Origin of the sequence: Bradyrhizobium sp. Bra78, assembly GCF_024519855.1 — a bacterium.
Lineage (GTDB): Bacteria > Pseudomonadota > Alphaproteobacteria > Rhizobiales > Xanthobacteraceae > Bradyrhizobium > Bradyrhizobium japonicum_G.
The window spans coordinates 20,596-41,702 of sequence record NZ_JALJRE010000006.1 but is presented as its reverse complement, the minus strand read 5'-3'; the positions used below and the strand labels follow the sequence as shown (position 1 = coordinate 41,702).

The 21,107-nt window shown below is 65.3% G+C and carries 23 protein-coding genes; 14 read left to right on the top strand and 9 right to left on the bottom strand.

The features are described from left to right. Positions 1-5: 5 nt before the first annotated feature. Positions 6-488: a Fur family transcriptional regulator Irr gene (gene irr, locus OC450_RS15330; RefSeq protein WP_256805568.1), complete on the bottom strand. Its 483-nt coding sequence runs from the start codon at positions 486-488 to the stop codon at positions 6-8. 181 nt (positions 489-669) lie between these two features. Between irr and OC450_RS15325 the strand changes: the two genes are divergently transcribed. Further along, a complete protein-coding gene (locus OC450_RS15325; RefSeq protein ID WP_256805567.1) occupies positions 670-981 on the top strand; it encodes a hypothetical protein in 312 nt (103 codons plus the stop codon). 3 nt (positions 982-984) lie between these two features. Here OC450_RS15325 and OC450_RS15320 read toward each other — a convergent pair whose 3' ends face one another. The 3 genes from OC450_RS15320 to OC450_RS15310 all read right to left on the bottom strand — a co-directional run bounded on the left by OC450_RS15320 (position 985) and on the right by OC450_RS15310 (position 3,142). Then, positions 985-1,554 carry a DUF2147 domain-containing protein gene (locus OC450_RS15320; protein WP_211381920.1) on the bottom strand — a complete coding sequence of 190 codons (570 nt, stop codon included), beginning with the start codon at positions 1,552-1,554 and terminating at the stop codon, positions 985-987. 32 nt (positions 1,555-1,586) lie between these two features. Continuing rightward, positions 1,587-2,249 carry a DUF3313 domain-containing protein gene (locus OC450_RS15315; RefSeq protein ID WP_211381919.1) on the bottom strand — a complete coding sequence of 221 codons (663 nt, stop codon included), beginning with the start codon at positions 2,247-2,249 and terminating at the stop codon, positions 1,587-1,589. Positions 2,250-2,503: 254 nt separating this feature from the next. Further along, positions 2,504-3,142 (bottom strand): TetR/AcrR family transcriptional regulator, encoded by a 639-nt coding sequence (locus tag OC450_RS15310; protein WP_211381918.1) that lies wholly within the window; start codon positions 3,140-3,142, stop codon positions 2,504-2,506. 215 nt (positions 3,143-3,357) lie between these two features. On the opposite strand from OC450_RS15310, the gene OC450_RS15305 reads away from it, so the two are divergent. The 7 genes from OC450_RS15305 to OC450_RS15275 all read left to right on the top strand — a co-directional run bounded on the left by OC450_RS15305 (position 3,358) and on the right by OC450_RS15275 (position 10,117). Then, a complete protein-coding gene (locus tag OC450_RS15305; RefSeq protein WP_211381917.1) occupies positions 3,358-4,908 on the top strand; it encodes an ABC transporter substrate-binding protein in 1,551 nt (516 codons plus the stop codon). A gap of 202 nt (positions 4,909-5,110) precedes the next feature. Further along, on the top strand, positions 5,111-6,082 hold the full coding sequence (locus OC450_RS15300; protein ID WP_211381916.1) for an ABC transporter permease: 972 nt from the start codon (positions 5,111-5,113) through the stop codon (positions 6,080-6,082). Beyond that, entirely contained in the window at positions 6,079-6,918 is an 840-nt protein-coding gene (locus OC450_RS15295; protein WP_262048223.1) for an ABC transporter permease, read from the top strand. The genes OC450_RS15300 and OC450_RS15295 overlap by 4 nt, the downstream gene beginning before the upstream one ends. A 2-nt stretch (positions 6,919-6,920) precedes the next feature. After that, a complete protein-coding gene (locus tag OC450_RS15290) occupies positions 6,921-8,540 on the top strand; it encodes an ABC transporter ATP-binding protein (RefSeq protein WP_262048222.1) in 1,620 nt (539 codons plus the stop codon). A 175-nt stretch (positions 8,541-8,715) separates the two neighbouring features. Then, on the top strand, positions 8,716-8,880 hold the full coding sequence (locus tag OC450_RS15285) for a hypothetical protein (protein WP_262048221.1): 165 nt from the start codon (positions 8,716-8,718) through the stop codon (positions 8,878-8,880). Continuing rightward, complete coding sequence (locus OC450_RS15280) at positions 8,877-9,086, top strand: hypothetical protein (protein ID WP_211381912.1); 210 nt, start codon at positions 8,877-8,879, stop codon at positions 9,084-9,086. The genes OC450_RS15285 and OC450_RS15280 overlap by 4 nt, the downstream gene beginning before the upstream one ends. An 89-nt stretch (positions 9,087-9,175) precedes the next feature. After that, positions 9,176-10,117 carry an AEC family transporter gene (locus OC450_RS15275; RefSeq protein ID WP_262048220.1) on the top strand — a complete coding sequence of 314 codons (942 nt, stop codon included), beginning with the start codon at positions 9,176-9,178 and terminating at the stop codon, positions 10,115-10,117. 29 nt (positions 10,118-10,146) lie between these two features. Here OC450_RS15275 and OC450_RS15270 read toward each other — a convergent pair whose 3' ends face one another. After that, positions 10,147-10,431, bottom strand: coding sequence for a hypothetical protein (locus OC450_RS15270; RefSeq protein ID WP_262048219.1), 285 nt, complete (start codon positions 10,429-10,431; stop codon positions 10,147-10,149). Positions 10,432-10,553: 122 nt separating this feature from the next. Beyond that, positions 10,554-10,895, bottom strand: coding sequence for a hypothetical protein (locus OC450_RS15265; RefSeq protein ID WP_262048218.1), 342 nt, complete (start codon positions 10,893-10,895; stop codon positions 10,554-10,556). 122 nt (positions 10,896-11,017) lie between these two features. Between OC450_RS15265 and OC450_RS15260 the strand changes: the two genes are divergently transcribed. The 4 genes from OC450_RS15260 (at position 11,018) to OC450_RS15245 (ending at position 15,847) form a co-directional block, all read left to right on the top strand. Continuing rightward, complete coding sequence (locus tag OC450_RS15260; RefSeq protein WP_211381908.1) at positions 11,018-11,338, top strand: hypothetical protein; 321 nt, start codon at positions 11,018-11,020, stop codon at positions 11,336-11,338. Between the two features lie 223 nt (positions 11,339-11,561). Beyond that, complete coding sequence (locus tag OC450_RS15255; protein WP_211381907.1) at positions 11,562-12,287, top strand: outer membrane protein; 726 nt, start codon at positions 11,562-11,564, stop codon at positions 12,285-12,287. Positions 12,288-12,449: 162 nt separating this feature from the next. Continuing rightward, positions 12,450-14,603 carry a methyl-accepting chemotaxis protein gene (locus OC450_RS15250; RefSeq protein WP_262048217.1) on the top strand — a complete coding sequence of 718 codons (2,154 nt, stop codon included), beginning with the start codon at positions 12,450-12,452 and terminating at the stop codon, positions 14,601-14,603. A 182-nt stretch (positions 14,604-14,785) separates the two neighbouring features. Beyond that, positions 14,786-15,847, top strand: coding sequence for an MBL fold metallo-hydrolase (locus OC450_RS15245; RefSeq protein WP_262048216.1), 1,062 nt, complete (start codon positions 14,786-14,788; stop codon positions 15,845-15,847). 43 nt (positions 15,848-15,890) lie between these two features. Here the strand turns inward: OC450_RS15245 and truA are convergent, their stop codons facing one another. The 3 genes from truA to def all read right to left on the bottom strand — a co-directional run bounded on the left by truA (position 15,891) and on the right by def (position 18,292). Beyond that, positions 15,891-16,628 carry a tRNA pseudouridine(38-40) synthase TruA gene (gene truA, locus OC450_RS15240; RefSeq protein ID WP_211381904.1) on the bottom strand — a complete coding sequence of 246 codons (738 nt, stop codon included), beginning with the start codon at positions 16,626-16,628 and terminating at the stop codon, positions 15,891-15,893. Beyond that, entirely contained in the window at positions 16,628-17,563 is a 936-nt protein-coding gene (gene fmt, locus OC450_RS15235) for a methionyl-tRNA formyltransferase (RefSeq protein WP_211381903.1), read from the bottom strand. Before fmt ends, truA begins: the two co-directional genes overlap by 1 nt. Before the next feature lie 204 nt (positions 17,564-17,767). Continuing rightward, the gene (gene def / locus OC450_RS15230) at positions 17,768-18,292 is read right to left on the bottom strand and encodes a peptide deformylase (protein ID WP_211381902.1); all 525 of its coding nucleotides are present in this window, start codon (positions 18,290-18,292) and stop codon (positions 17,768-17,770) included. A gap of 171 nt (positions 18,293-18,463) precedes the next feature. Here def and OC450_RS15225 point away from each other — a divergent pair, with 171 nt between their 5' ends. Both OC450_RS15225 and OC450_RS15220 read left to right on the top strand, forming a co-directional pair. Beyond that, positions 18,464-19,663, top strand: a complete 1,200-nt coding sequence (locus OC450_RS15225) for a DNA recombination protein RmuC (RefSeq protein WP_262048215.1) — start codon at positions 18,464-18,466, stop codon at positions 19,661-19,663. Between the two features lie 74 nt (positions 19,664-19,737). After that, positions 19,738-21,102 carry an AmpG family muropeptide MFS transporter gene (locus OC450_RS15220; protein WP_262048214.1) on the top strand — a complete coding sequence of 455 codons (1,365 nt, stop codon included), beginning with the start codon at positions 19,738-19,740 and terminating at the stop codon, positions 21,100-21,102. Positions 21,103-21,107 lie beyond the last annotated feature (5 nt).

Sequence of the window (21,107 nt, the reverse complement as noted above, 5' to 3'; positions counted from 1 at the left end):
CGCCCCTACGTCGCGCGCTTCCGGCGCAGATGGACGATGACGTCGAGCCGCGCGATCTCGTGGCCGGGAAGCGCCTCGGGCAGCTTGGTGAAGGTCAGACCGTCGGCGACGTCGACCAGCAGATCCTCGCCTTCGAGGTAGAAGTGCGGGTGCACGGACGTATCGGTGTCGAAGAACGACTTGATGCCGTCGGCGGCGATCCGGCGCAACAGGCCGGCTTCGGTGAACTGGTTCAGCGTGTTGTAGACGGTCGCGAGCGACAGGTACGCGTTCGCCGCCATCGCCTCTTCATGGAGTCCCTCGGCGGTGACGTGCCGGTGGCCGCGCAGGAACAGCAATTGGCCGAGCGCCAGGCGCTGGCGCGTCGGGCGCAGACCGGCATCGCCCAGCAATTGCAGGCAGCGCTGCACGCCCTCATCCGGCTCCGGCGCGACGACGTCCGGGCCGCTGTCGTCGCCCGCAGGGATAGTCGTGGCCTGCATATCCATCGATCGTCTCACGGCTGAAAGAACCAGGGCACGCAACGCGGCGTCCGGCCAGTTGCCACTCGATCGCAGAAACGGCGACTTGGCTTTGATCCGGATCAAATCCGGAAGCGGACGCCTCTGACCTATCGCAAGGCGGCCCGGTTTATTCCCGGCCAAAATGAGAGGCATCGATGAGGTTCACATGTCCCGTCCGGTTCCCGACAAGGCAGAGATCGCGCTCGAATATCCCGACAAGTTCTATGTCGGCACCTTCGAGCACTCATCGCGGTTCGAGGCACGGCTCGACGGGAGCGGCGTCGCGCTGGTGCTGCAACATCCGGGCGCGGCCGACGAACGCAAGTCGGTGCATCTGCACATCAACTTCGGCCTGCTCGCCAGCATCCTGCGCGAGCTCGCAGGCAGCGTCGCTGCCCTCCCCAAGGATGACATCGCGCACCGCGAGCAACTCGCAGACGCCCTCGATGAGTTGCGGCGGGCGCTGCGATCGTCGTGAAGACTACTTCCCCTTCGCCTGTACCGGCTTCGGTGCCGGCACTTGCGCCCATTCCTTGTCGGCGCGGGGGCCGTTGAGATCGCCGGTCAGGCCGACCAGCTGGCCGGGCTGGACGTCGAGAGTCTGCTGCCAGGTCTGGGTCTGGCACAGGAACTTGATCAGGCATCCCTTGAGCTTGAGGCGGTCGGGGGATTCGCGCCACAGCGAGACCGAGTAGAACTTGCCGTCCTCGGCATTGTAGATGTCGCCGGCAAACCGCCCCTCTGCCGTCGCCTGCAGGCCCATGATGAGCTGGTGGCCGAGCAGCGCGCGGGCGCGCTTGTCTGCATCAGGGTTTTCCTTGTCGCGATAAGGCTGGCCGCGCTTGTCGGCCGGCTCCTTCATCCAGACGATGAAGCCGCAGATGCGCTCGCGCGACGGACCGCAGCGTTCGAGCCGAATGCGGGCGCGGCCGTCCTCGACCAGCCAGGTGCCGCTTGGATCAGTGGGCGCGGCAGCGCCGGCGCGGCCGCCGATGATCATCATCACGACGGTGATCGCGACGCGCAGCACGAAGCGAAGCAAGAAGTTCATCGGCAGCACCTTTCGTTGGGTGGATTGCGGCGTCAGTTGAGTTGCGCCATCAGCGCGTCGGCGCCCTTGTCGAGGCCGGCGGTGGCGGCGGCGAGCGAGCCGGCCGTAGCCTTGATGTCGTAGGCGCCCGGGTATTGCTTGGTGACGTAGGCCGAGAGCAGGCGCGAGGTCGTGGCGTCGAAGATCTCGACGCCGTAGACGACCGAGCCGGTCATCGTCCCCTCACCGTCGCGCGCGGCCTGCACGCCGTTGTAGACGGCGCCGGCGAGGTCGAAGCGTGAGAGCGTGCCGAGCACCGGCGTGTTGGTGACGGCGCCGGTGAGCGTCAGCCTGATCCGCAGCGTGTTCGGTCCGCGCTCGCGCACCAACGCGAAACGGCCGCGCAGCCGCTCGGCGAATGAATTCTGCATGTAGGCGGCGAGCGTCGCCTTGTCCTTGTCGGACATGTCGCCGAACTGGTGATCCTTGCCGCGGTAGACCACGACGGGATCGAGGATCACCTTATGGTACGCGCGCCAGTCCACCTGGGTGGAATAGCGGTAGGGCACGCGGCCGGAGGCGTCCGATTTGTCCGGGGCCATGTAGGCCGAGGACGCCATCTCCGAATAGGGCACGGGCGCGACCGAGGCGCAGCCGGCCGCGGCCGCGCAAAGCACCAGCATTCCCGGACCGCGCAGGGCGATCGAGCGATCCATTCCAGACTCCTCTAGCGGCTTTCAGCAAGGGCTATGGGGACCGCAGCCGCGTTTTGGGACCAGACGCGGCTGCGGCGCTCACCATTGCCGGCCCAAGGCATCGTCCGGGGCCATTTCAGAAGCCTTGGGCCGTCTCAGTGTTTCCGCTTATAAAACCGACCAGTTGGTTTGTAAAGTGCGAAAATGACGGTCTGGCACCTTTGGCCGCAGGCGCGGTTTTGGGCAGGCGCCGGTCGGAATTCGTTAACGATGTATCAGGCGCGCTTGCGCGGGGTTGCGGCCTTTGCCGCCGGCGCTGCGCCGGACTTGGCCGTGCGGACCTTCGCCGCCTTTTCGAGAGGACGCCACTGATCGTCATCGAGCAGGCGCGCGAACAGCCGCTGGTGCTCGTCCTTGCCAAGCGGCGACATGCCGAACAGCGAGCTCAACAACAGTCCCCGCGCCGCGGCCCAGCGCAACAGCGCGAGCTCGGGATCGGCGGCCTCCGCCTTGATCGCCTCCACCCGCTTCAACTCACGCTCGCGCGGCAGCACCATCAGACCGGGATTTTCGACCATGGCCGCAACAAGCGCCAGCGCTGCGGAATTCGGCGACGTGGCCGCTTCGCGTACGGTGGCAAGCTGCGTCGCCAGGTGGGGATTGGCCGAGGTCCCACTGACCTTCGCCATATAACGGAGCGAGAACTCCTCGAAATGATCCATCTGCCGCTCCAGGAGCGCCTTGAGCACGGCCTCCTTGGTGCGGAACTGGTGCATGACGCCGCCCTTGCTCAGACCGCTCTCGCGCGCGATGGCATCGAGCGTCAGCCGGCCGGGCCCGTCGCGCGCAATGATCCTGGTCGCCGCATCGAGCGCAGCGTTGCGGGACCGTTCGGAGCGCGTGGCATTGTCCATGGCGGACTTGTCTCCGTGACAGGAGAATGAATCAAGTGAAAACAGGACGCGCTGTACATTTTTTGTGCGAACACTGTCGAGACTTTCATCTTGCGGCGCCGAACGGGACTATGTGAGCCTCGATCTCGGATGGGGACTGGGATGGGCCGGCCGTAGCTTTGCGCGCCACAACGTGCGAAGCGCTTGCGGCCGGCCTCGTTTGAGAAAGATACGACATGCCAAAACGAGTGTTGCTTGGTCTTCTCCTGGCTTGCGGCCTCACGGCCTCGGCGCTGGCGCAAGAGCCAAAAACGGGGGGTGTGATCAACGCCGTGATCCAGCCCGAGCCGCCCGGCCTGATGCTGGCGATGGTCCAGAACGGCCCGGTGCAGATGGTGGCGGGCAACATCTTCGAAGGCCTGCTTCGCTACAGCCCGAAGCTCGAACCGCAGCCGGAGCTCGCCGAGAGCTGGAGCGTCAGCGAGGACGCGAAAACCTACACATTCAAGCTCAGGAAGGGCGTGACCTGGCATGACGGCAAGCCCTTCACCGCCGCCGACGTGCTGTTCTCGGTCGAGATGCTGAAGCAAACGCATGCGCGTGCCCGCAACAACCTCGCGCAGGTCGACAAGATCGAAGCGCCCGACGATTACACGGTGGTGTTCACACTGAAGCAGCCGTTCGGCCCGTTCCTCGGCATCTTCGAGGTCGGCTCGATGCCGATGGTGCCCAAGCATCTGTATGAAGGCACCGACTGGAAGACCAACCCTTACAACAACGCGCCGGTGGGCACCGGTCCCTTCATGTTCAAGGAATGGCAGAAGGGCTCGTTCATTCGCCTGGTCAAGAACCCGAACTATTACGAAAAGGGCAAGCCCTATATCGACGAGATCTACTGGCAGATCATCCCCGACGCTGCGGCGCGCTCGGTGGCCTACGAGACCGGCAAGGTCGACGTGCTGCCCGGCGGCTCGGTCGAGAACTTCGACGTGCCGCGGCTGTCCAAGCTGAAGGACACTTGCGTCACCGGCGCCGGCTGGGAGTTCTTCTCGCCGCTGGCCTGGCTGTGGCTCAACAACCGCCAGGGCCCGCTCGCCGACAAGCGGGTGCGGCAGGCGATCATGTATGCGATCGACCGGGATTTCGCCAAGGACGTGATCTGGAACGGGCTCGGCAAGGTCGCGACCGGCCCGTCCGCCTCGAGCATCAAGTACTACACCGCCGACGTGCCGAAATATCCGTACGATCCGGCCAAGGCCAAGGCGCTGCTGAAGGAGGCCGGCTACAAGGGCGAGAAGATCCGCCTGCTGCCGCTCGCCTATGGCGAGACCTGGCAGCGCTGGGGTGAAGCCGTGAAGCAGAACCTCCAGGACGTCGGCATGAACATCGAGACGATCGCCACCGACGTTGCCGGCGGCAACCAGAAGATCGGCGACTGGGACTACGACATCGCCTTCACATATCTCTACCAGTACGGCGATCCAGCCCTCGGTGTCGGGCGCAACTACGTCTCCAGCGCCATCGCCAAGGGCCAGGTGTTCAACAATGTCGAGGGCTACTCCAACCCGGAGATCGACAAGCTGTTCGCCGATGGCGCCGTCGCGACCTCGGATTCCAAGCGCGAGGAGATCTACGAGAAGGCGCAGAAGATCCTGGTCGAGGACGTGCCGGTGGCCTGGATGCTCGAATTGCAATTCCCAACCATCATGCGCTGCAAGGTCAAGAACCTGATCACCACCGGCATCGGCGTCAATGACGGTTTCAAGGACGCATGGCTCGACAAGTAGCGATGATTCGCGCCGCACGCTTGCTTCACCTCCCTCGCATGCGGGGGAGGTCGACGCGCTCGCAGAGCGCGGCGGGAGAGAGCTCTCTCCACTCGGCGTCCTCTCTGCGGAAATACCCTCTCCCCTGCCCTCTCCCGCCAGCGGGGGAGGGAGCGCACCGCGATTGCGGCTGCGTTCAACCTGATCTGATCGCCATCTAATTATGCTCTCCTTCGTCGCTCAGCGTGTCGTGAAGGGCGTGATCGTCCTGCTCGCGATCGTCGTTCTCAATTTCTTCCTGATCCGGCTTGCGCCCGGCGACCCCGCCGTCGTGATGGCGGGCGAGGCCGGGGCCAGCGACCAGATCTTCGTCCAGCAGCTCAGGGAGAAGTTCGGCCTCGACAAGCCTGTACCCGAGCAGCTCTTCATCTACGTCAAGGGCATCGTGACACTCGACCTCGGCTTCTCCTTCCGCCAGCAGGCGCCGGTGTCGAAGCTGATCCTGGAGCGGTTGCCGGCGACGCTCCTGCTCACGCTGACGGCCTTCGCGATCTCGCTGGTGCTCGGCATCCTGTTCGGCACCTTCGCGGCGCGCTTTGCCGGGACCTGGCTCGACACCGCGATCACGATCTTCGCGCTGGTCTTCTACGCCATGCCTATCTTCTGGGTGGCGCTGATGGGCATCCTGCTGTTCTCGGTCACCATGGATTGGCTGCCCAGCTTCGGCTACGAGACGGTCGGCGCCAATTTCTCCGGCCTTGGCCATGTGGTCGACGTCGCCAAACATCTGATCATGCCGGCGATGACGCTCGGCCTGTTCTTCATGGCGACCTACACCCGCATGACGCGAGCCTCGATGCTGGAGGTGAAACGGCTCGACTTCGTCAAGACCGCGCGCGCGAAGGGCCTTTCCGATGCCGTGATCCAGCGCCGCCATGTGCTGCGCAACGCGCTGCTGCCGGTCGTGACGCTCGCCGGCGTCCATTCCGGCACGCTGATCGGCGGCGCCGTCATTACGGAGACCGTGTTCGCCTGGCCCGGCATCGGACGCCTGATGTACGACGCACTGCTGCAGCGGGACTACAATCTGCTGCTCGGTGTGTTCGTGATCTGCTCCGCCATGGTCCTGACCTTCAACCTCATCACCGACCTGGTCTATCGCCTGGTCGACCCGCGCATCGAATTCACCTCATGAAACAGTTCTGGAAATCGATGCTGAAGAGCCCGAGCGGCGTCATCGGGCTCGTCATCCTGCTGCTCGCGATCGGAGTCGCGGTGTTCGGACCGATGCTGTTCCCGAACTCGCCCTGGCGCATGGTGCAGCGGCCGTTCCTGCCGCCGTTCACGCTCTCGACCGTACCGCTCGGTACCGATGCGCTCGGCCGCGACGTGTTCGCCGGCGTGATCTTTGGCGCACGCGTTTCACTGCTGGTGGGCCTGGTCTCCACCCTGGTGGCGCTGGTCGTGGGCGTGCCGATCGGCGCCATGGCCGGCTATTTCGGCGGCAAGGTCGACGACGCCCTGATGCGCTTCACCGAGTTTTTCCAGACCATTCCGAGTTTCGCGCTCGCGATCGTGCTGGTCGCCATCCTGCAGCCCTCGATCTATTCGATCGTGGCCTCGATCGCCGTGGTGAGCTGGCCGCCGGTTGCCCGCCTCGTGCGCGGCGAGGTGCTGTCGCTGCGCACGCGCGAATACGTCCAGGCCGCCGTGGTCACCGGCCAGAGCAACGCCTGGATCATCCTGCGCGAGATCCTGCCCAACGCGCTGTCGCCGGTAATCGTGCTGGCGTCGCTGATGGTGGCGACCGCGATCCTGCTGGAATCCTCGCTGTCGTTCCTCGGCCTCGGCGATCCCAATCTGATCTCCTGGGGCTACATGGTCGGTGCCGGCCGCACCGTAATCCGCCAGGCCTGGTGGATCACGGTGTTTCCGGGCATCGCCATCCTGATCTCGGTGCTCGGCCTCAATTTGATCGGCGAAGGCCTCAACGACGCGCTCAACCCGCGCCTGTCGCGGGAGGGACGCTGACGATGACCGCCCCGCCCGCCGTCTCCATCAAGAACCTGCGCATCGCGCTGCCCAAGGGCGCCGAGCGAGACTTCGCCGTCGACGGCATCTCGCTCGATTTGCGGCCCGGCAAGATCGTCTGCGTCGTCGGCGAATCCGGCTCCGGCAAATCCATGTGTGCGCATGCGCTGATGGGTCTCCTGCCGGACACGGTCGACGTCGCCTCCGGCGAGATCCAGTTCGAAGGCCGCGACCTGCTCAAGCTCAATGACGACGGCTGGCGCGATCTGCGGGGCCGCAGGCTCGCCATGATCTTTCAGGAGCCGATGACCGCGCTCAATCCCCTGATGCGGATCGGCGACCAGATGGCGGAGATGTTCGAGGCCCACGGCCTGCTGACGCCTGCGGAGCGGCGCGCAAGAGCGCTCTCGCTGGCGCGCGAGGTCGGCCTTCCCGACCCCGAGCGCATCGTGCGCGCCTATCCGCATCAGCTCTCCGGCGGCCAGCGCCAGCGCGCCATGATCGCCATGGCGCTGGCGCTCGAACCGGCGGTGCTGGTCGCGGACGAGCCGACGACCGCGCTCGACGTCACCACGCAGGCGCAGATCCTCAAATTGATCCGCAACCTCCAGCGCAACCGCAACATGGCGGTGATGTTCATCACCCATGATTTCGGCGTGGTCGCCGACATCGCCGACCAGGTCGTGGTGCTCAGGCATGGCAAGGTCGTGGAAGAAGGCCCCGCCGCGACCGTCTTCAACGAGCCGCAGCACGACTACACCAAGGCGTTGCTCGCCGCCGTGCCGACGATGGATCCGCCGGCACGCCAGCCGCTCGACGATCAAGCCAGGGCCGTCGAGGTGATCGGGCTGGACAAGACCTACGTCACCTCGGGCGGCTGGTTTCGCGAGGACCGCCGCGTCGATGCGGCGCGCCAGGTCAACTTCAACATCCTCAAGGGCGAGACGCTTGGCCTCGTCGGCGAATCCGGCTCGGGCAAATCGTCGGTAGCGCGCCTGGTGATGCGGCTGATCGAGGCCGATCGCGGCACGGTGCGGATCGGCGAGACCGATCTTACCTCGCTCTCGGGCAAGGCGCTGCGTGCGGAGCGCCATCGTATCCAGATGATCTTTCAGGACCCGTTTGCCTCGCTCAATCCGCGCCGCAAGGTTGGCCACATCATTGCCGACGGCCCGATCGCCGCCGGCACCGGTCAGAAGGTGGCGTTCGACCGCGCACGCGATCTCCTGAAGATGGTCGGCCTGGACGCGGGCGCGCTCGAGCGCTATCCGCATGAATTCTCCGGCGGCCAGCGCCAGCGTATCGGCATTGCGCGCGCACTTGCACTCGAGCCCGAGATCATCGTCGCGGACGAAGCCGTCTCCGCGCTCGACGTATCCGTGCAGGCGCAAGTGCTGAAACTGCTCGAAGACCTCAAGGCGCGCCTCGGACTCTCGATGCTCTTCATCACCCACGATCTGCGTGTCGCCGCCCAGATCTGCGACCGCATCGCGGTGATGCAGCGCGGCGCCATCGTCGAGCTGAAGCCGACCGCACAGCTGTTCGCATCTCCGGAGCACCCCTACACCCGCGAATTGCTGGCGGCCGTGCCCGGGCGGAAGGAACGGGCGCCGGCAGCGTGAGGTAACCGGTTCTACCGGGCACCCGATATTCGGCCGATTTTCCGCAGGAACGGGGCGGTCACGCGCTTGTTATTGCTTCAACAGCGCTGCTCCGGCTTCAAAGCCGCGAGCGGCATCCTACATGCTTGGCATGACATTCATCATCTAATGGTGCCGTTCAACGTTTGGAGCGAATATGGGCGAAGTCATTCTGTTTGTCTCGAAATCCGAGCGCGAGCGAGAGCGCCTCATTCGAGAAGCGCGCGCGATCTACGACAGCATCTTCCCGCCTGCTGATCCGGCGAGCGAGCAGTCGGGCGGAGCTACCGCGCGTCGCGGCGACGGAGGCAACCTCGCGTGATCAAGATCATCGCCGTGCTCTGCAATCTCGCCTCTCCGGCGAACTGTCATGAGCTAACCGTCACCACGTCCGACTTCGCCGACGTTTCGATGCAATCGTGCCTGATGGGTGCGCCGCAGCTCGCCGAATGGATGAACCAGCATCCGGCCGAGCGCCTCGCCGGATGGCGCTGCGTGATCGGCCAACAGGCCCGCAGGGGCGCCTGAAGTCATAGGCTGCGATCCGGTTGAACCGTGACGACGGCGCATCTCCCAGCTAGGATGGCATCGAGCTGACTGGCTAAGGGGGATGCCGGATGGAGGTCGCCAGCCTCGTTCTTCCCGTGTTCGCGATCATCGTCACCGGGTGGCTCGCCGGCGAGCTCGGCTATCTCTCCCGCTCGCTTGCCGATGCCCTGGTGCATTTTGCCTACAACGTGGCGATGCCGGCGCTGCTGATCGTCACGATCGCGCAGGAGCCGGCACGCCATCTGCTGGAATGGCGTTTCCTGCTCGCCTTCGGCGGCGGCTCCCTGATCTGCTTCGCGCTCGTCTTCGTGACCGTCCGCGCCGGCGGCAACCACGATCTCGCCAGCAGCACCATCCATGGCATGGCGGCGGCAATGACCAATACCGGGTTCGTCGCACTGCCGATCCTGCATGCGATCTACGGCCAGCCTGCGGTCCTGCCTGCGGCGGTCGCGACGGTGTTCGTGGCGGCAGTGATGTTTCCGATCACAGTCATCCTGATGGAAAGGCGCGATGCGCGGGGGACATCCGCGTCCTCCGCCGGACTGGTGAAGCAGATCCTGCTCAATCCGATGGTCCTGTCGACGCTGATTGGTCTCGCTTGGGCGATCACGGGCTTGGCGATTCCGGCACCGGTCGCGGCCTACCTGAACATGATTGCCGCGGCGCTCACGCCCTGCGCGCTGTTTGCGATCGGACTAGGCCTGTCCCTGGAGGGCCTGCGGTCGAGCCTGAAGGCATCGTTCGCGCTCGCGGCGGTGAAACTGGTGATCATGCCAACGATCGTCTACGGCCTCTGTGTGGTCCTGGCCCTCAGCCCTCTCTACACGGTCGCCGCGGTCGTGTGCGCGGCGGTGCCTACGGCCAAGACCGTCTACGTGCTCGCACACGAGCACAAGGTCGAGGAGAAACTGGTTGCGGCTACGGTCTCGGTCACGACGATGCTGTCGGTCGCGACATTGCTGGTCGCGCTCTATTTGCTCTCCGGTCTCGCGACCGGCCCGCGCTGACCGGCATCGGCTCGCACCAGAGGTGTTCTCTATCTCGTGGTGTTGCTCCAGGTCGGGACCGAATTGGTCACGCCGACCGACGGCCAATTGTACGTTCCGACCGACGGCGCTGTGACCGTGCCGACCGTCTGTCCGGACGCCCCGTAGGACGCCCCCGGCCGCACCGCCGGCGCGCCGGCGCCGCGATAGGTCGGAGCCACGACGCTCGTGCTGTGATGTCGGCTCGATCGGGCCTTCTTCGCTTCAGCCGCAAACGGCGCGGCGAGCAGCCCGGCCGTCATGAGCGCGGCAATGGCGAATTTGAGGCTTGTCATGGTTGATCCCTCGGTTGCTAGCGGCCCCCCGTGCCATGTGCTCATTCCTCGGGCAATTTCCATGGGCACAGGATCATAACTCCGTGCGAACGCAAATGTGCCGGAGCATGGTCGCACCGCGTTTACCGCCGCTTCGGCCGGCAGGCATGGCGGCCATGCCGCTCCTTCACGGTCGCGACCGAATGCATGAGTTCCTTGAATGCGGCGATCGCCTTGTCGTCAGCGAACGCTTGATCTGGCCTCGCCTCCAGGTGCTCGATCACGGCCAGCAGCGCATCGGCGATTTGCCCGATCTGCTTGCCGTAGCCGGCGACGTCCGACAGCACGTCCTTCTCGACATCGGGCGCCGAGGATTGCCCGACCGTGATGTTGACGAGGCCGAACTGGCCGCCGGCAGGACTGAAAAACGATGGATAGATCGACTGGACGACATCCCCCGACAGGGGCAGCTTGAAAACAGGCATGCCATTTCCCCTCGCTGACGCTCGACCGGCGGGGACACACTATCATGATCACGCCTGTCTTCGGATCGACCCGAATCAGCGCTAGTGCATTGCCTTCAGTGACTTCCCTGGACGCAAGCAGCATGACCGGCCCCGAACTGAAGCAACTCCGCGCCGACCTCTCCGACGCCCTCGAGCGCAAGCTCACCGCGGTCGACATGGCCAGGCTGTGCGGATTGCCGGAGAAGGGCGGCGCCGACACCATCAGGCGCTGGGAGGTGAGCGGCCCGACGCCGTCGGCGACCAAGGTGCTGCGCGTGCTCGCGATGGCGAGCGAGCGCTATCCGATCCTGGAGAAGTTCGACATCTTCGATCGTCACGACGTACGCGAGGAAGACCGGCCCGCAAAGCGCGCGGCTTTTCGCGAACAGATGCGCGATGAGGCGCGTCGGCGCCTTGGTTAACAAGAGGCGCGCACAAGTTACCTGCGGGGCACGAAGTTAAGCCTTCCTTCAGCATTTCTTAAGCCGACATTAAGCACAAAAATCATTTACAGCCCAATAAGTTAGGTTGGCTGTCGCTGTGCCATGCATGTGACAGCATTTTCGTCAAAAGCGAGCTATCTGCAAAACCAACGACGGCGCGGAAAGCGCGCCTGCCGGGGACCTAAGTGTTGGAGTTTGGACTATGAAGAAGATTCTGTTTGCGACCGTTGCGCTGCTCGTGGTGGGCGCTGCCGCGCCGGCCGTCGGCGCCGATCTCGGTAACCGCAATTACTACAAGGCGCCCGCGCCGGCTTATGCCGCGCCGATCTACAACTGGACCGGTTTCTACCTCGGTGCGCATGTCGGTGGCGCGTTCTCCAGCGACAACAATTTCAGCGGCCTCTCCACCGGCAACAACGGCAATGGCCGTTTCCTCGGCGGCCTGCAGGCCGGTGCGGACTGGCAGTTCAACCCGAACTTCGTGGTCGGCGTCGAAGGCCAGTATTCCTGGCTCTCCGGCAGCGTCGGCGCGGTGTTTCCGGGCGGCGTCGCCTACACCAACGACCAGCGCGGCCTCGGCTCGATCACCGGCCGGGTCGGCTACACCTGGGGTCCTGGCCTGCTCTACGTGAAGGGCGGCTACGCCTATTCGGACAACAACGAGAAGGTGACGGTCGGCGGCGTGCCGACCGGCTTCATCATCGATGGCGATCACCGCAACGGTTACACCGTCGGTGCCGGCCTCGAGTACATGTTCGCCCCGAACTGGTCGGCCAAGGCCGAGTACCAGTACTATAATTTCGGCGACGCGCACTTCACCGCAGGCCCGCTGGCGGGCACCGGCAACTTCACCACCGACGACCACACCATCAAGGCGGGCGTCAACTACCGCTTCAATTGGGCCGGCCCGGTCGCCGCGCGCTACTGAACGGTTATCAAGACCTTATCGTGATGAGGGGCCGGCAGCGTTTGCCGGCCCTTCTTTTTTCGCTGTGCGGAACGAACCCAAGCAATTGCCCCAATTGCGATTTTTTAACCGGCGCTGCCGATACTGCCGGCCACACAGAAGCAAGAGCGTGGGGGAATTTCGATGGCGATCCGTATCAGTGCTGGCCGTTTCGTGAGCCGCTTCCGGCCTCGCTTCAAGATGCCGAAATGGGGCGTGCGCGGCAGCCTGTTCACGGCCTTCGCGGTGATCGCAGGCATGGGCCTCGTGATCGCGGCCGGCGCCGGCTTCGTGTTCAACCATCTCGGCAGCACCATGATGGATCTGAGCGGGCGCGACATTCCGCGCCTCTCCGCGAGCCTTCAACTCGCATCGCAAAGCGCAACGCTCGCGGCGCAGGGGCCGGGCCTGCTGGCATCGCCCTCGGACGAGGCGCTGAACGAGCGCACCAAGAGCGTAAAGAATATCCAGCAGCTCGCCATGGCTAAGCTCGGCGAGATCATCGAGCTCGGCGCCGACAAGCAGATCGCGACCGCGCTGCGCGACACCGCAAAGAGCATCGACGAAGCGACCCAGAGCCTGGTGTCGGCCGCGCGCGAGCGGCTCGATACCGGCGCGCAGCATGACAAGCAATATGAAGCGCTGCGTAAGGCACAGCTCACCTTCGTCGGCGCGGCCGGTCCTGCGATGCTGGACGCACAGACGCGCCTGAACGCGATCCTCGGCGCAGCCGAAGTTTCCGCCGATGACGCCACCGAGGCCGCCCGCACCGTCGCTCAGGTCGCGACGATCTCCACCAACGGCAATCTGATGGCCGCCGACATGATGGCGGCGCTTTCGGCAAACAACAGCGACACGCTGGAGGCGATCGAGAAGGAGTTCAAGGCGACGCGCGACCGCGTCAAGTCGAACCTCGAGGACCTGCCGAACATGACCTCGATGCAGGCGGTGCGCGACGCCGTGCAAAAGCTGTTCGGATTCGGCGAGGGCAAGACGGGCGTGTTCAAGATCCGCCAGAAGGAGCTCGACGCCATCGACTACGGCCAGACCATCCTGGACGAGACCCGCAAGCTCAATGTCGGCCTCGGCATCAGCGTGCAGCAGCTCGTCGACGGCGTGCAGAAGGAGACCAACGCTTCGACCTTCCAGGCGCGGCAGGAGATCGCGCTGGCGACGACCGCGATGCTGGCCCTCGGCGCACTCATGCTGGTCGGCTCGGCCCTGTTCGTCTGGCTCTATGTCGGACGCAACATCCTGCGCCGGATCACCGGCCTGCAGCGCGCCATGCAGTCACTCTCGGCCGGCGATCTCGACACCGAGATCGCGCGCGCCAGGCACAATGACGAGATCGGCGCGATGACCGACACGCTGACCGTGTTCCGCGACAGCATGATCGAGGCCCGCGCGCTCGCGAGCGAGCAGGACAAGGACCGCGTCGCCAAGGCCGAGCGTGCCGCACGCATGGAGGCGAAGATCGCCGAATTCGAAGGCACGGTGCGCTCCGCGCTGGACAATCTCGCGCAGTCGGCCAACTCGATGCAGACGACCGCACAGAGCATGTCGAACACCGCCGACCAGTCCAATGCGCTGGTGAACGCGGTCGCTTCCGCCGCGGAGGAAACGTCGGTCAACGTGCAGACCGTGTCATCCGGCACCGAGCAGCTCTCGTCCTCGATCGAGGAGATCAGCAAGCAGGTCGTCACCTCGTCCGCGATCGCCAGAAAGGCGGTCGACGAGGCAGGCGCCACCGACGCCACGGTGCAGAGCCTCGCTGACAGCGCCAGCCGCATCAGCGTCGTGGTCGACCTGATCCAGACCATCGCCTCGCAGACCAATCTGCTGGCGCTCAACGCCACCATCGAGGCGGCGCGCGCGGGCGAGGCCGGCCGTGGCTTCGCGGTGGTCGCCTCCGAGGTGAAGAGCCTGGCGAGCCAGACCGCCAAGGCAACGGAGGAAATCCGCGCCCAGATCGCCAGCATGCAGCAGGTCACCACCTCGGCAGTCGGTGCCATCCAGGGCATCGGCCGGATCATCGGCGAGATCAACAACGTCACCACCACGATCGCGGCCGCGGTCGAGGAACAGGGCGCGGCGACCCGCGAGATCGCCCGCAACATCCAGCATGCGGCCGGCGGCACCAGCGAGGTTTCCAGCAACATCGTCGGCGTCTCCACCGCCTCGGCGGAAGCCGGCGCAGCGGCGAGCGAAGTGCTTGGCGCCTCCGACGCGCTCCGCCGCGAAGCCGACATGCTGCGCGGAGAGATCGACGCGTTCCTCAACAATATGCGGGCCGCGTAAGCAGCCGTCCCCTGGCCCGGACGGAGCGCAGTCCGAGATAGTGCCGCAGGCGAGAAAGGCCCGGGTTGCGCTGCGCTCCATCCGGGCTGCGGAAAAACCCGTCCGGCATGACCGCCATGCGGCGGCCAGCTCGCGTCCTTTTTCGGCTGGCGCGCCGCAGCCAGTGGGTTTAAGTCGGTAGCATGAACTCAAAGAGCGACATTGTGCAGTCCTTCGCCGAGGCCCTGCGCTACCCCTGGGAACAACATCCCGGCCCGGAGCGGGTCGTCGAGGTGAAGCCGGGCGTGTTGTGGGCGCGGCTGAAGCTGCCGTTCCGCCTCAACCATGTGAACATCTACCTGCTCGCCGACGGCGACGGCTATGCCATCGTCGATACCGGCTTCGGCAATGAAGAGACAATCGAGGCCTGGACCAGGCTGTTCGACGGACCGCTGAAGGGCGTCAACATCACGCGCCTGATCGTGACCCATTCCCATCCCGATCATGTCGGGCTGGCGGGGTGGATCGTCGAGCGGTTCAGCTGCCCGCTGGTGATGTCGCAGGTCGAGTATCTGCAATCGGTCTATCACCAGAACCGCGGCACAGAGGAACGGCAGGAGGCGCAGCGCTTGTTCTTCCGCCGCCACGGCATGGACGAGTCGCTCACCGAAAAACTGCTCGGCCGGGGCCAGGATTATCTCAAGCGCGTCTCGGTGCTGCCGCCGTCCTATCGCCGCATCTCGCATGGCGACGACGTCGTGATTGGCACGCGCCGCTTCAAGGTGATCACCGGCGGCGGTCACGCGCTCGACCAGGTGATGCTGTATTGCGCCGACGACAAGCTGTTCCTCTCGGCAGACCAGGTGCTGAGCAAGATCTCGCCGAACGTCAGCGTGTGGGCGGTCGAGCCCGACCAGAACTCGCTCGGCGAATATCTGGCCTCGCTCGCCAGCCTCACCACGACGCTGCCCTATGACGTGCTGGTGCTGCCGGGCCACGGCGTGCCGTTCTACGGACTGAAGACCCGCATCAAGCAGCTCGCCGATCACCACGAGGAGCGTTGCCGCCTGATCGCGGAAGCCTGCCGCGAGGTGCCGCAGACCTCGCGGGCCCTGGTGCCAGTCGTATTCAACAAGCACGTGCTGGACGAGCACCAGATGGGTTTTGCCGCCGGCGAGCTCGTCGCCCACGTCAACTACATGATCGTCGAAGGCCGGTTGACGGCCGAAACCAAGGACGGCGTGCTCCAGTTCAGGACGACTTGAGCTCTGGCTTCGTTTCTCCCTCCCTGCAGGGAGGGACCAGGCGTCAGTAGTCCACCTTCATCAGATACAGCCCCTCCGGAGGGGCGACGATGCCGCAGGCGGCGCGGTTGCGGGCGGCAAGCGCGGCCGAGAGATCGTCCGCGGTCCAGCGGCCTTCGCCGACCCACATCAGCGAGCCGACCATCGAGCGCACCTGGCTGTGCAGGAAAGAGCGCGCCGAGGTGACGACGGTGACCTCGCGGCCGTCGCGCATCACGTCGAGCTGGTCGAGCGTCTTCTCCGGCGACTTCGCCTGACACTCGGTGTCGCGGAACGTCGTGAAATCGTGCTTGCCAAGCAGGTGTTGTGCCGCTGCGTGCATCGCGTCGGCGTCGAGCCGGCGCGGCACGCGCCAGGCGTGGCCGATATCGAGCGCGAGATTGGCGCGGGTGTTAACGATGCGGTAGCGGTAGTGGCGCTTCACCGCCGAGAAGCGGGCCTCGAATGTATCAGGCACGATCTCGGCCTCTAGCACCGCGATCGGATGCGGCCGCAGATGCGCGTTCAGCCCGTCGCGAAAACGGCCCGGCGGAAACTGCTTCTCGATGTCGACATGGGCAACCTGGCCGCGCGCATGCACGCCGGCATCGGTGCGGCCCGCACCGTGGACGCGCAGATCCGCGCCGGTCATCGCCTTCACGGCGGCCTCCAGCGCGCCTTGCACCGACGGCAGCGTCTCCTGCACCTGCCAGCCGAAAAACGGCGCGCCGTCATATTCGATGGTGAGCTTGTAGCGGGGCATCAAGCCAGCCGCATCGGCGGCTTCAGAGGCACACCGCGCAAGAAGTCCACGGCCTGCATGCGCGCCTTGCCTTCGCGCTGGAGCTCGAGGACGCGTATGGCGCCCTCGCCGCAGGCGATCGTCAGTTGGTCGTCGAGCACCGCTCCCGGCGCGCCAAAACCCTTCGCGAGTTCACACCGCAGGATTTTTACGCGCACATTTTCGCTCAGCCCGGCCAGCTCGGCCCAGGCGCCGGGGAACGGCGACAGGCCGTGGATGTGGCGCAGCACCTCGCGCGCCGGCTTCGTCCAGTCGATCCGCGCCTCGGCCTTGTCGATCTTGGCGGCATAGGTCACGCCGTCCTCGCTCTGCTTCCGGAGCTGAAGTCCGCCGCGGGCGAGCGCAGCCATCGCGCGCACCATCAGATCGGCGCCAAGCCGGGACAGACGGTCGTGCAAATCGGCTGCGGTCATGGTGTCGGTGATCGCCAGCCGTTCGGCCATGGCGACGTCGCCGGTGTCGAGGCCGACATCCATCTTCATCACCATGACACCGCTCTCGGCATCGCCCGCCATGATCGCGCGGTTGATGGGAGCTGCGCCACGCCAGCGCGGCAGCAGCGAGGCGTGCAGATTGTAGCAGCCGAGCTTTGGCGCATCGAGGATGACCTGCGGCAGGATCATGCCGTAGGCGACGACGACGGCCGCGTCGGCGTCAAAGGCGCGGAACTGTTCCAGCGCTTCGGGCGTCTTCAACGTCTTCGGCGTCAGCACGGGAACGCCGAGTTTTCGCGCGGCTTCCTCGACGGGGGTCGGCTGCAATTGCAGGCCGCGCCGTCCGCCCGGCTTCGGCGCGCGCGTATAGACCGCCGCAATCTCGTGACCATGCGCGACGAGCTCGAGCAGCGTCGGCACGGAGAAATCGGGCGTGCCCATGAAGATCAGACGGAGGGGCATGACAAGAACTCGATACGTTCCCTCCCCCCTTGCGGGGGAGGGCTAGGGAGGGGGGTGCCACACGACGCGCTCTCTCGGTTTGAGCGCGGGCGCCTTGTTGTTTGCACTCCGCAGATCGGGAGCACCTTTTGCTGGTCTACCCCCTCCCCTGCCCTCCCCCGCAAGGGGGGAGGGAGCAGAGTGGAGTGCCTGGCTACTAATCGCTCACTCCGCCCGCTTGGCGGCCTTCTCGAACTTCTTGATCACGCGGTCGCGCTTGAGCTTCGACAGATAGTCGACGAACAGCACGCCGTTGAGATGGTCGATCTCGTGCTGGATGCAGGTGGCGTAGAGGCCTTCGGCGTCCTCTTCGTGCACCTTGCCGTCGAGATCGGTGAAGCGCACGCGCACCTTGGCAGGCCGCTCGACCTCCTCGTAATATTCGGGGATCGATAGGCAGCCTTCCTCGTAGACCGACAGATCCTCGGAGGAGGCGATGATCTCGGGATTGATGAAGACGCGCGGCTCCGGCTTGGTCTCGCCGTCCTGGTCCGGCTTGGCCAGATCCATGGTGATGAGCCGCAGCGGCCGCGCGATCTGGATCGCCGCCAGGCCGATGCCGGGCGCGTCGTACATGGTTTCGAACATGTCGTCGGCAAGCTTGCGGATCTCCGGCGTGACCTTCTCGATCGGCTTGGAGACCAGACGCAGCTGCTTGTCGGGCAGGATGATGATTTCTCTGAGGGCCATGGCCGCGATTTAAGCTGCGCACCGGATGCGGTCAATCCGGCCGGGAACTCCGTTAACGATCCGCTAACCATAAAACTTCAGGTTTCGTTAACCATGAAAATTAGGGAGTAGTTAACCATAAATGTTCGCTATTCGTTCGTGTCGTCAGGCGAATCGGCTAGAAGGACAGGCATGAACGAGACCATTTTCATGCTCGGCGACTGGCCGGTGCGCACCATCGATGCGCTGATCGGCTTCGGCGTCCTGGTCCTCATCCTGCTGGTGATGATTGCGGTCGTGATCGCGAGGTCAGGGCGGCGCGGCGCGGAACTCGCGATGGCGAATGCCATCCGGGCCGACGAGCTCGAGGAGCGCATCAGCCAGATGCTGCACGCCCAGAGCGAGTCCTCGGGCCGGGTCGATGCCATGACCCAGGCGCTGGCCGGCCGCCAGGCCGAGATGGCGCGCGCGGTCAACGAGCGGCTGGATTCGGTGACCCACCGCGTCGGCCAGTCCATGGAGCACTCTACCCGCAACACCATGGAGAGCCTGCGCGCGCTGCACGAGCGGCTCGGCATCATCGACAGCGCCCACAAGAACCTCACCGACCTCACCACGCAGGTGACGACCTTGCGCGATGTGCTCGCCAACAAGCAGTCGCGCGGCGCCTTCGGACAAGCGCGGATGGAGGCGATCGTCCAGGACGGTCTGCCGAAGGGTGCCTACGAATTCCAGTTCACACTTTCGACCGGCAAGCGGCCCGACTGCGTTGTGTTCCTGCCCGACCAGCGCCCGCTCTGCATCGATGCGAAATTCCCGCTGGAAGCGATGACCGCGCTGCACGACGCCCGCACCGACGAGGAGAAGCGGATCGCGACGCAGCGGCTGCGCAGCGACGTGATGAAGCATGTCAGCGACATCGCGGAAAAATACCTCGTCACCGGCGAGACCCAGGAGATGGCGCTGATGTTCGTGCCGTCGGAATCGGTCTATGCCGAGATCCACGACGGTTTCGACGACGTGATCCAGAAGGCCTACCGCGCCCGCGTGGTGCTGGTGTCGCCCTCGCTGCTGATGCTGGCGATCCAGGTGATGCAGCAGATCATGAAGGACGCGCGCATGCGCGACGCGGCCGACCAGATCCGCACCGAAGTGATCAAGCTCGGCGACGACCTCGGCCGCCTGCGCGACCGCGTGCTGAAACTGCAGAAGCACTTTGCCGACGCCAACGAGGACGTCCGCCAGGTGCTGATCTCCGCCGACAAGATCGAGAAGCGCGCAGGAAGAATCGAGGAGCTCGATTTCAGCAAGACCGATGCGCCCGAAGGCCCGCACCTGGTGGCGACAGGTGCTCCGGAGCTGTTCCCGAGGAAGCTCCAGGCGGGGGAGTGAGGCACTTCCCTCTCCCCCGCAAGAACGGGGCGAGGGAAAGAGGCAGCGCCCCCAGAATCTGCTAACACCACCCCATGACCGCACCCGACGCGACCTCGCCCGCCGGCACCGACGCCCCCGCCACCTCCTGGCGCGACAGCCTTGCCGTTTACCTGCAACCGCGGGTGCTGATCGTGCTGTTCCTCGGCTTCTCCTCCGGGCTGCCGCTGGCGCTGTCAGGATCGACGCTCCTGGTGTGGATGCGGGAGGCCGGGGTCGATCTCAAGACCATCGGGCTATTTGCGCTGGTCGGCACGCCCTACACGCTGAAATTCCTGTGGGCGCCGCTGGTGGATGCGGTGCACGTGCCGCTGTTCACCCGCGCTTTCGGGCGGCGGCGCGGCTGGCTGGTGTTCTCGCAACTGCTGCTGATCATCGCGATCCTGCTGCTGGCGCTCACCGACCCCGCAAGCTCGCCGTTCTACGTCGCGCTGGGCGCGCTGCTGGTCGCGACGATGTCGTCAACGCAGGACATCGTGGTCGACGCCTTCCGCGTCGAAAGCCTCCCGGAGAGCGAGCAGGCCGCCGGCATGGCATCATATGTCGCGGCCTATCGCATCGGCATGCTGGTCTCGACCGCGGGCGCGCTGTTTATCGTCTCGGGCTTCGAGAGCACCGGCATTGCCCGCACGTCGGCCTGGATGTGGGGCTATGTGGTGATGGCGACGATGGTGCTGATCGGGACGATCACAGCGCTCGTCGCAAACGAGCCCGGGCAATCGGTGCGGGCGGAAGCTGCGACAAAGGCCGAGACCGCCTTCGTGCGCGTGCTGCACGCCGCGACCGGCGCCTTCTCGGAATTCCTGACGCGCAAGGACGCACTCGCCGCGCTCGCCTTCGTCGTGCTGTTCAAATTTACCGACGCCTTCTCCGGCACCATGACGGCGCCGTTCGTGATCGACCTCGGCTTCTCCCGAAACGACTATGCGGCGATCGTGAAGGGCGTTGGCCTCGCCGCAACACTGATCGGCGGCTTTGCCGGCGGCTTCGTTGCGCGGCGCTATTCGCTTTCGACCAGCCTCTGGATCGGCGGCGTGGTGCAGGCGCTCGCCAACCTCTCGTTCTCCTGGCTCGCATTCGTCGGCACCAGTCAATGGGCGCTCGCTTTCGCCATCACCTGCGAAAATTTCACCAGCGCCATCGGCACCGTGATCTTCGTCGCCTACCTTTCGGCGCTGTGCCAGAACCCGCTGCACACTGCGACACAATACGCGCTGCTCACCGCGCTTGCGGCGGTCGGGCGGACCTATCTTTCATCAGGCGCCGGCTTCGTGGCGGACACGACGGGCTGGCCGCTGTTCTTCATGATCTGCGTGCTGGTGGCGATCCCGAGCCTGGTGCTGCTCGCCTGGCTGCAGAAACGCGGGCATTTCGAGGCGCTGGGGCCGGTGCGGGTGTAGGTCGA

Bases quoted from the DNA above. Each gene is read 5' to 3' on its own strand.
- irr (WP_256805568.1), bottom strand. From the start codon at position 488: ATGGATATGCAGGCCACGACTATCCCTGCGGGCGACGACAGCGGCCCG.
- OC450_RS15325 (WP_256805567.1), top strand. From the start codon at position 670: ATGTCCCGTCCGGTTCCCGACAAGGCAGAGATCGCGCTCGAATATCCC.
- OC450_RS15320 (WP_211381920.1), bottom strand. From the start codon at position 1,554: ATGAACTTCTTGCTTCGCTTCGTGCTGCGCGTCGCGATCACCGTCGTG.
- OC450_RS15315 (WP_211381919.1), bottom strand. From the start codon at position 2,249: ATGGATCGCTCGATCGCCCTGCGCGGTCCGGGAATGCTGGTGCTTTGC.
- OC450_RS15310 (WP_211381918.1), bottom strand. From the start codon at position 3,142: ATGGACAATGCCACGCGCTCCGAACGGTCCCGCAACGCTGCGCTCGAT.
- OC450_RS15305 (WP_211381917.1), top strand. From the start codon at position 3,358: ATGCCAAAACGAGTGTTGCTTGGTCTTCTCCTGGCTTGCGGCCTCACG.
- OC450_RS15300 (WP_211381916.1), top strand. From the start codon at position 5,111: ATGCTCTCCTTCGTCGCTCAGCGTGTCGTGAAGGGCGTGATCGTCCTG.
- OC450_RS15295 (WP_262048223.1), top strand. From the start codon at position 6,079: ATGAAACAGTTCTGGAAATCGATGCTGAAGAGCCCGAGCGGCGTCATC.
- OC450_RS15290 (WP_262048222.1), top strand. From the start codon at position 6,921: ATGACCGCCCCGCCCGCCGTCTCCATCAAGAACCTGCGCATCGCGCTG.
- OC450_RS15285 (WP_262048221.1), top strand. From the start codon at position 8,716: ATGGGCGAAGTCATTCTGTTTGTCTCGAAATCCGAGCGCGAGCGAGAG.
- OC450_RS15275 (WP_262048220.1), top strand. From the start codon at position 9,176: ATGGAGGTCGCCAGCCTCGTTCTTCCCGTGTTCGCGATCATCGTCACC.
- OC450_RS15270 (WP_262048219.1), bottom strand. From the start codon at position 10,431: ATGACAAGCCTCAAATTCGCCATTGCCGCGCTCATGACGGCCGGGCTG.
- OC450_RS15265 (WP_262048218.1), bottom strand. From the start codon at position 10,895: ATGCCTGTTTTCAAGCTGCCCCTGTCGGGGGATGTCGTCCAGTCGATC.
- OC450_RS15260 (WP_211381908.1), top strand. From the start codon at position 11,018: ATGACCGGCCCCGAACTGAAGCAACTCCGCGCCGACCTCTCCGACGCC.
- OC450_RS15255 (WP_211381907.1), top strand. From the start codon at position 11,562: ATGAAGAAGATTCTGTTTGCGACCGTTGCGCTGCTCGTGGTGGGCGCT.
- OC450_RS15250 (WP_262048217.1), top strand. From the start codon at position 12,450: ATGGCGATCCGTATCAGTGCTGGCCGTTTCGTGAGCCGCTTCCGGCCT.
- OC450_RS15245 (WP_262048216.1), top strand. From the start codon at position 14,786: ATGAACTCAAAGAGCGACATTGTGCAGTCCTTCGCCGAGGCCCTGCGC.
- truA (WP_211381904.1), bottom strand. From the start codon at position 16,628: ATGCCCCGCTACAAGCTCACCATCGAATATGACGGCGCGCCGTTTTTC.
- fmt (WP_211381903.1), bottom strand. From the start codon at position 17,563: ATGCCCCTCCGTCTGATCTTCATGGGCACGCCCGATTTCTCCGTGCCG.
- def (WP_211381902.1), bottom strand. From the start codon at position 18,292: ATGGCCCTCAGAGAAATCATCATCCTGCCCGACAAGCAGCTGCGTCTG.
- OC450_RS15225 (WP_262048215.1), top strand. From the start codon at position 18,464: ATGAACGAGACCATTTTCATGCTCGGCGACTGGCCGGTGCGCACCATC.
- OC450_RS15220 (WP_262048214.1), top strand. From the start codon at position 19,738: ATGACCGCACCCGACGCGACCTCGCCCGCCGGCACCGACGCCCCCGCC.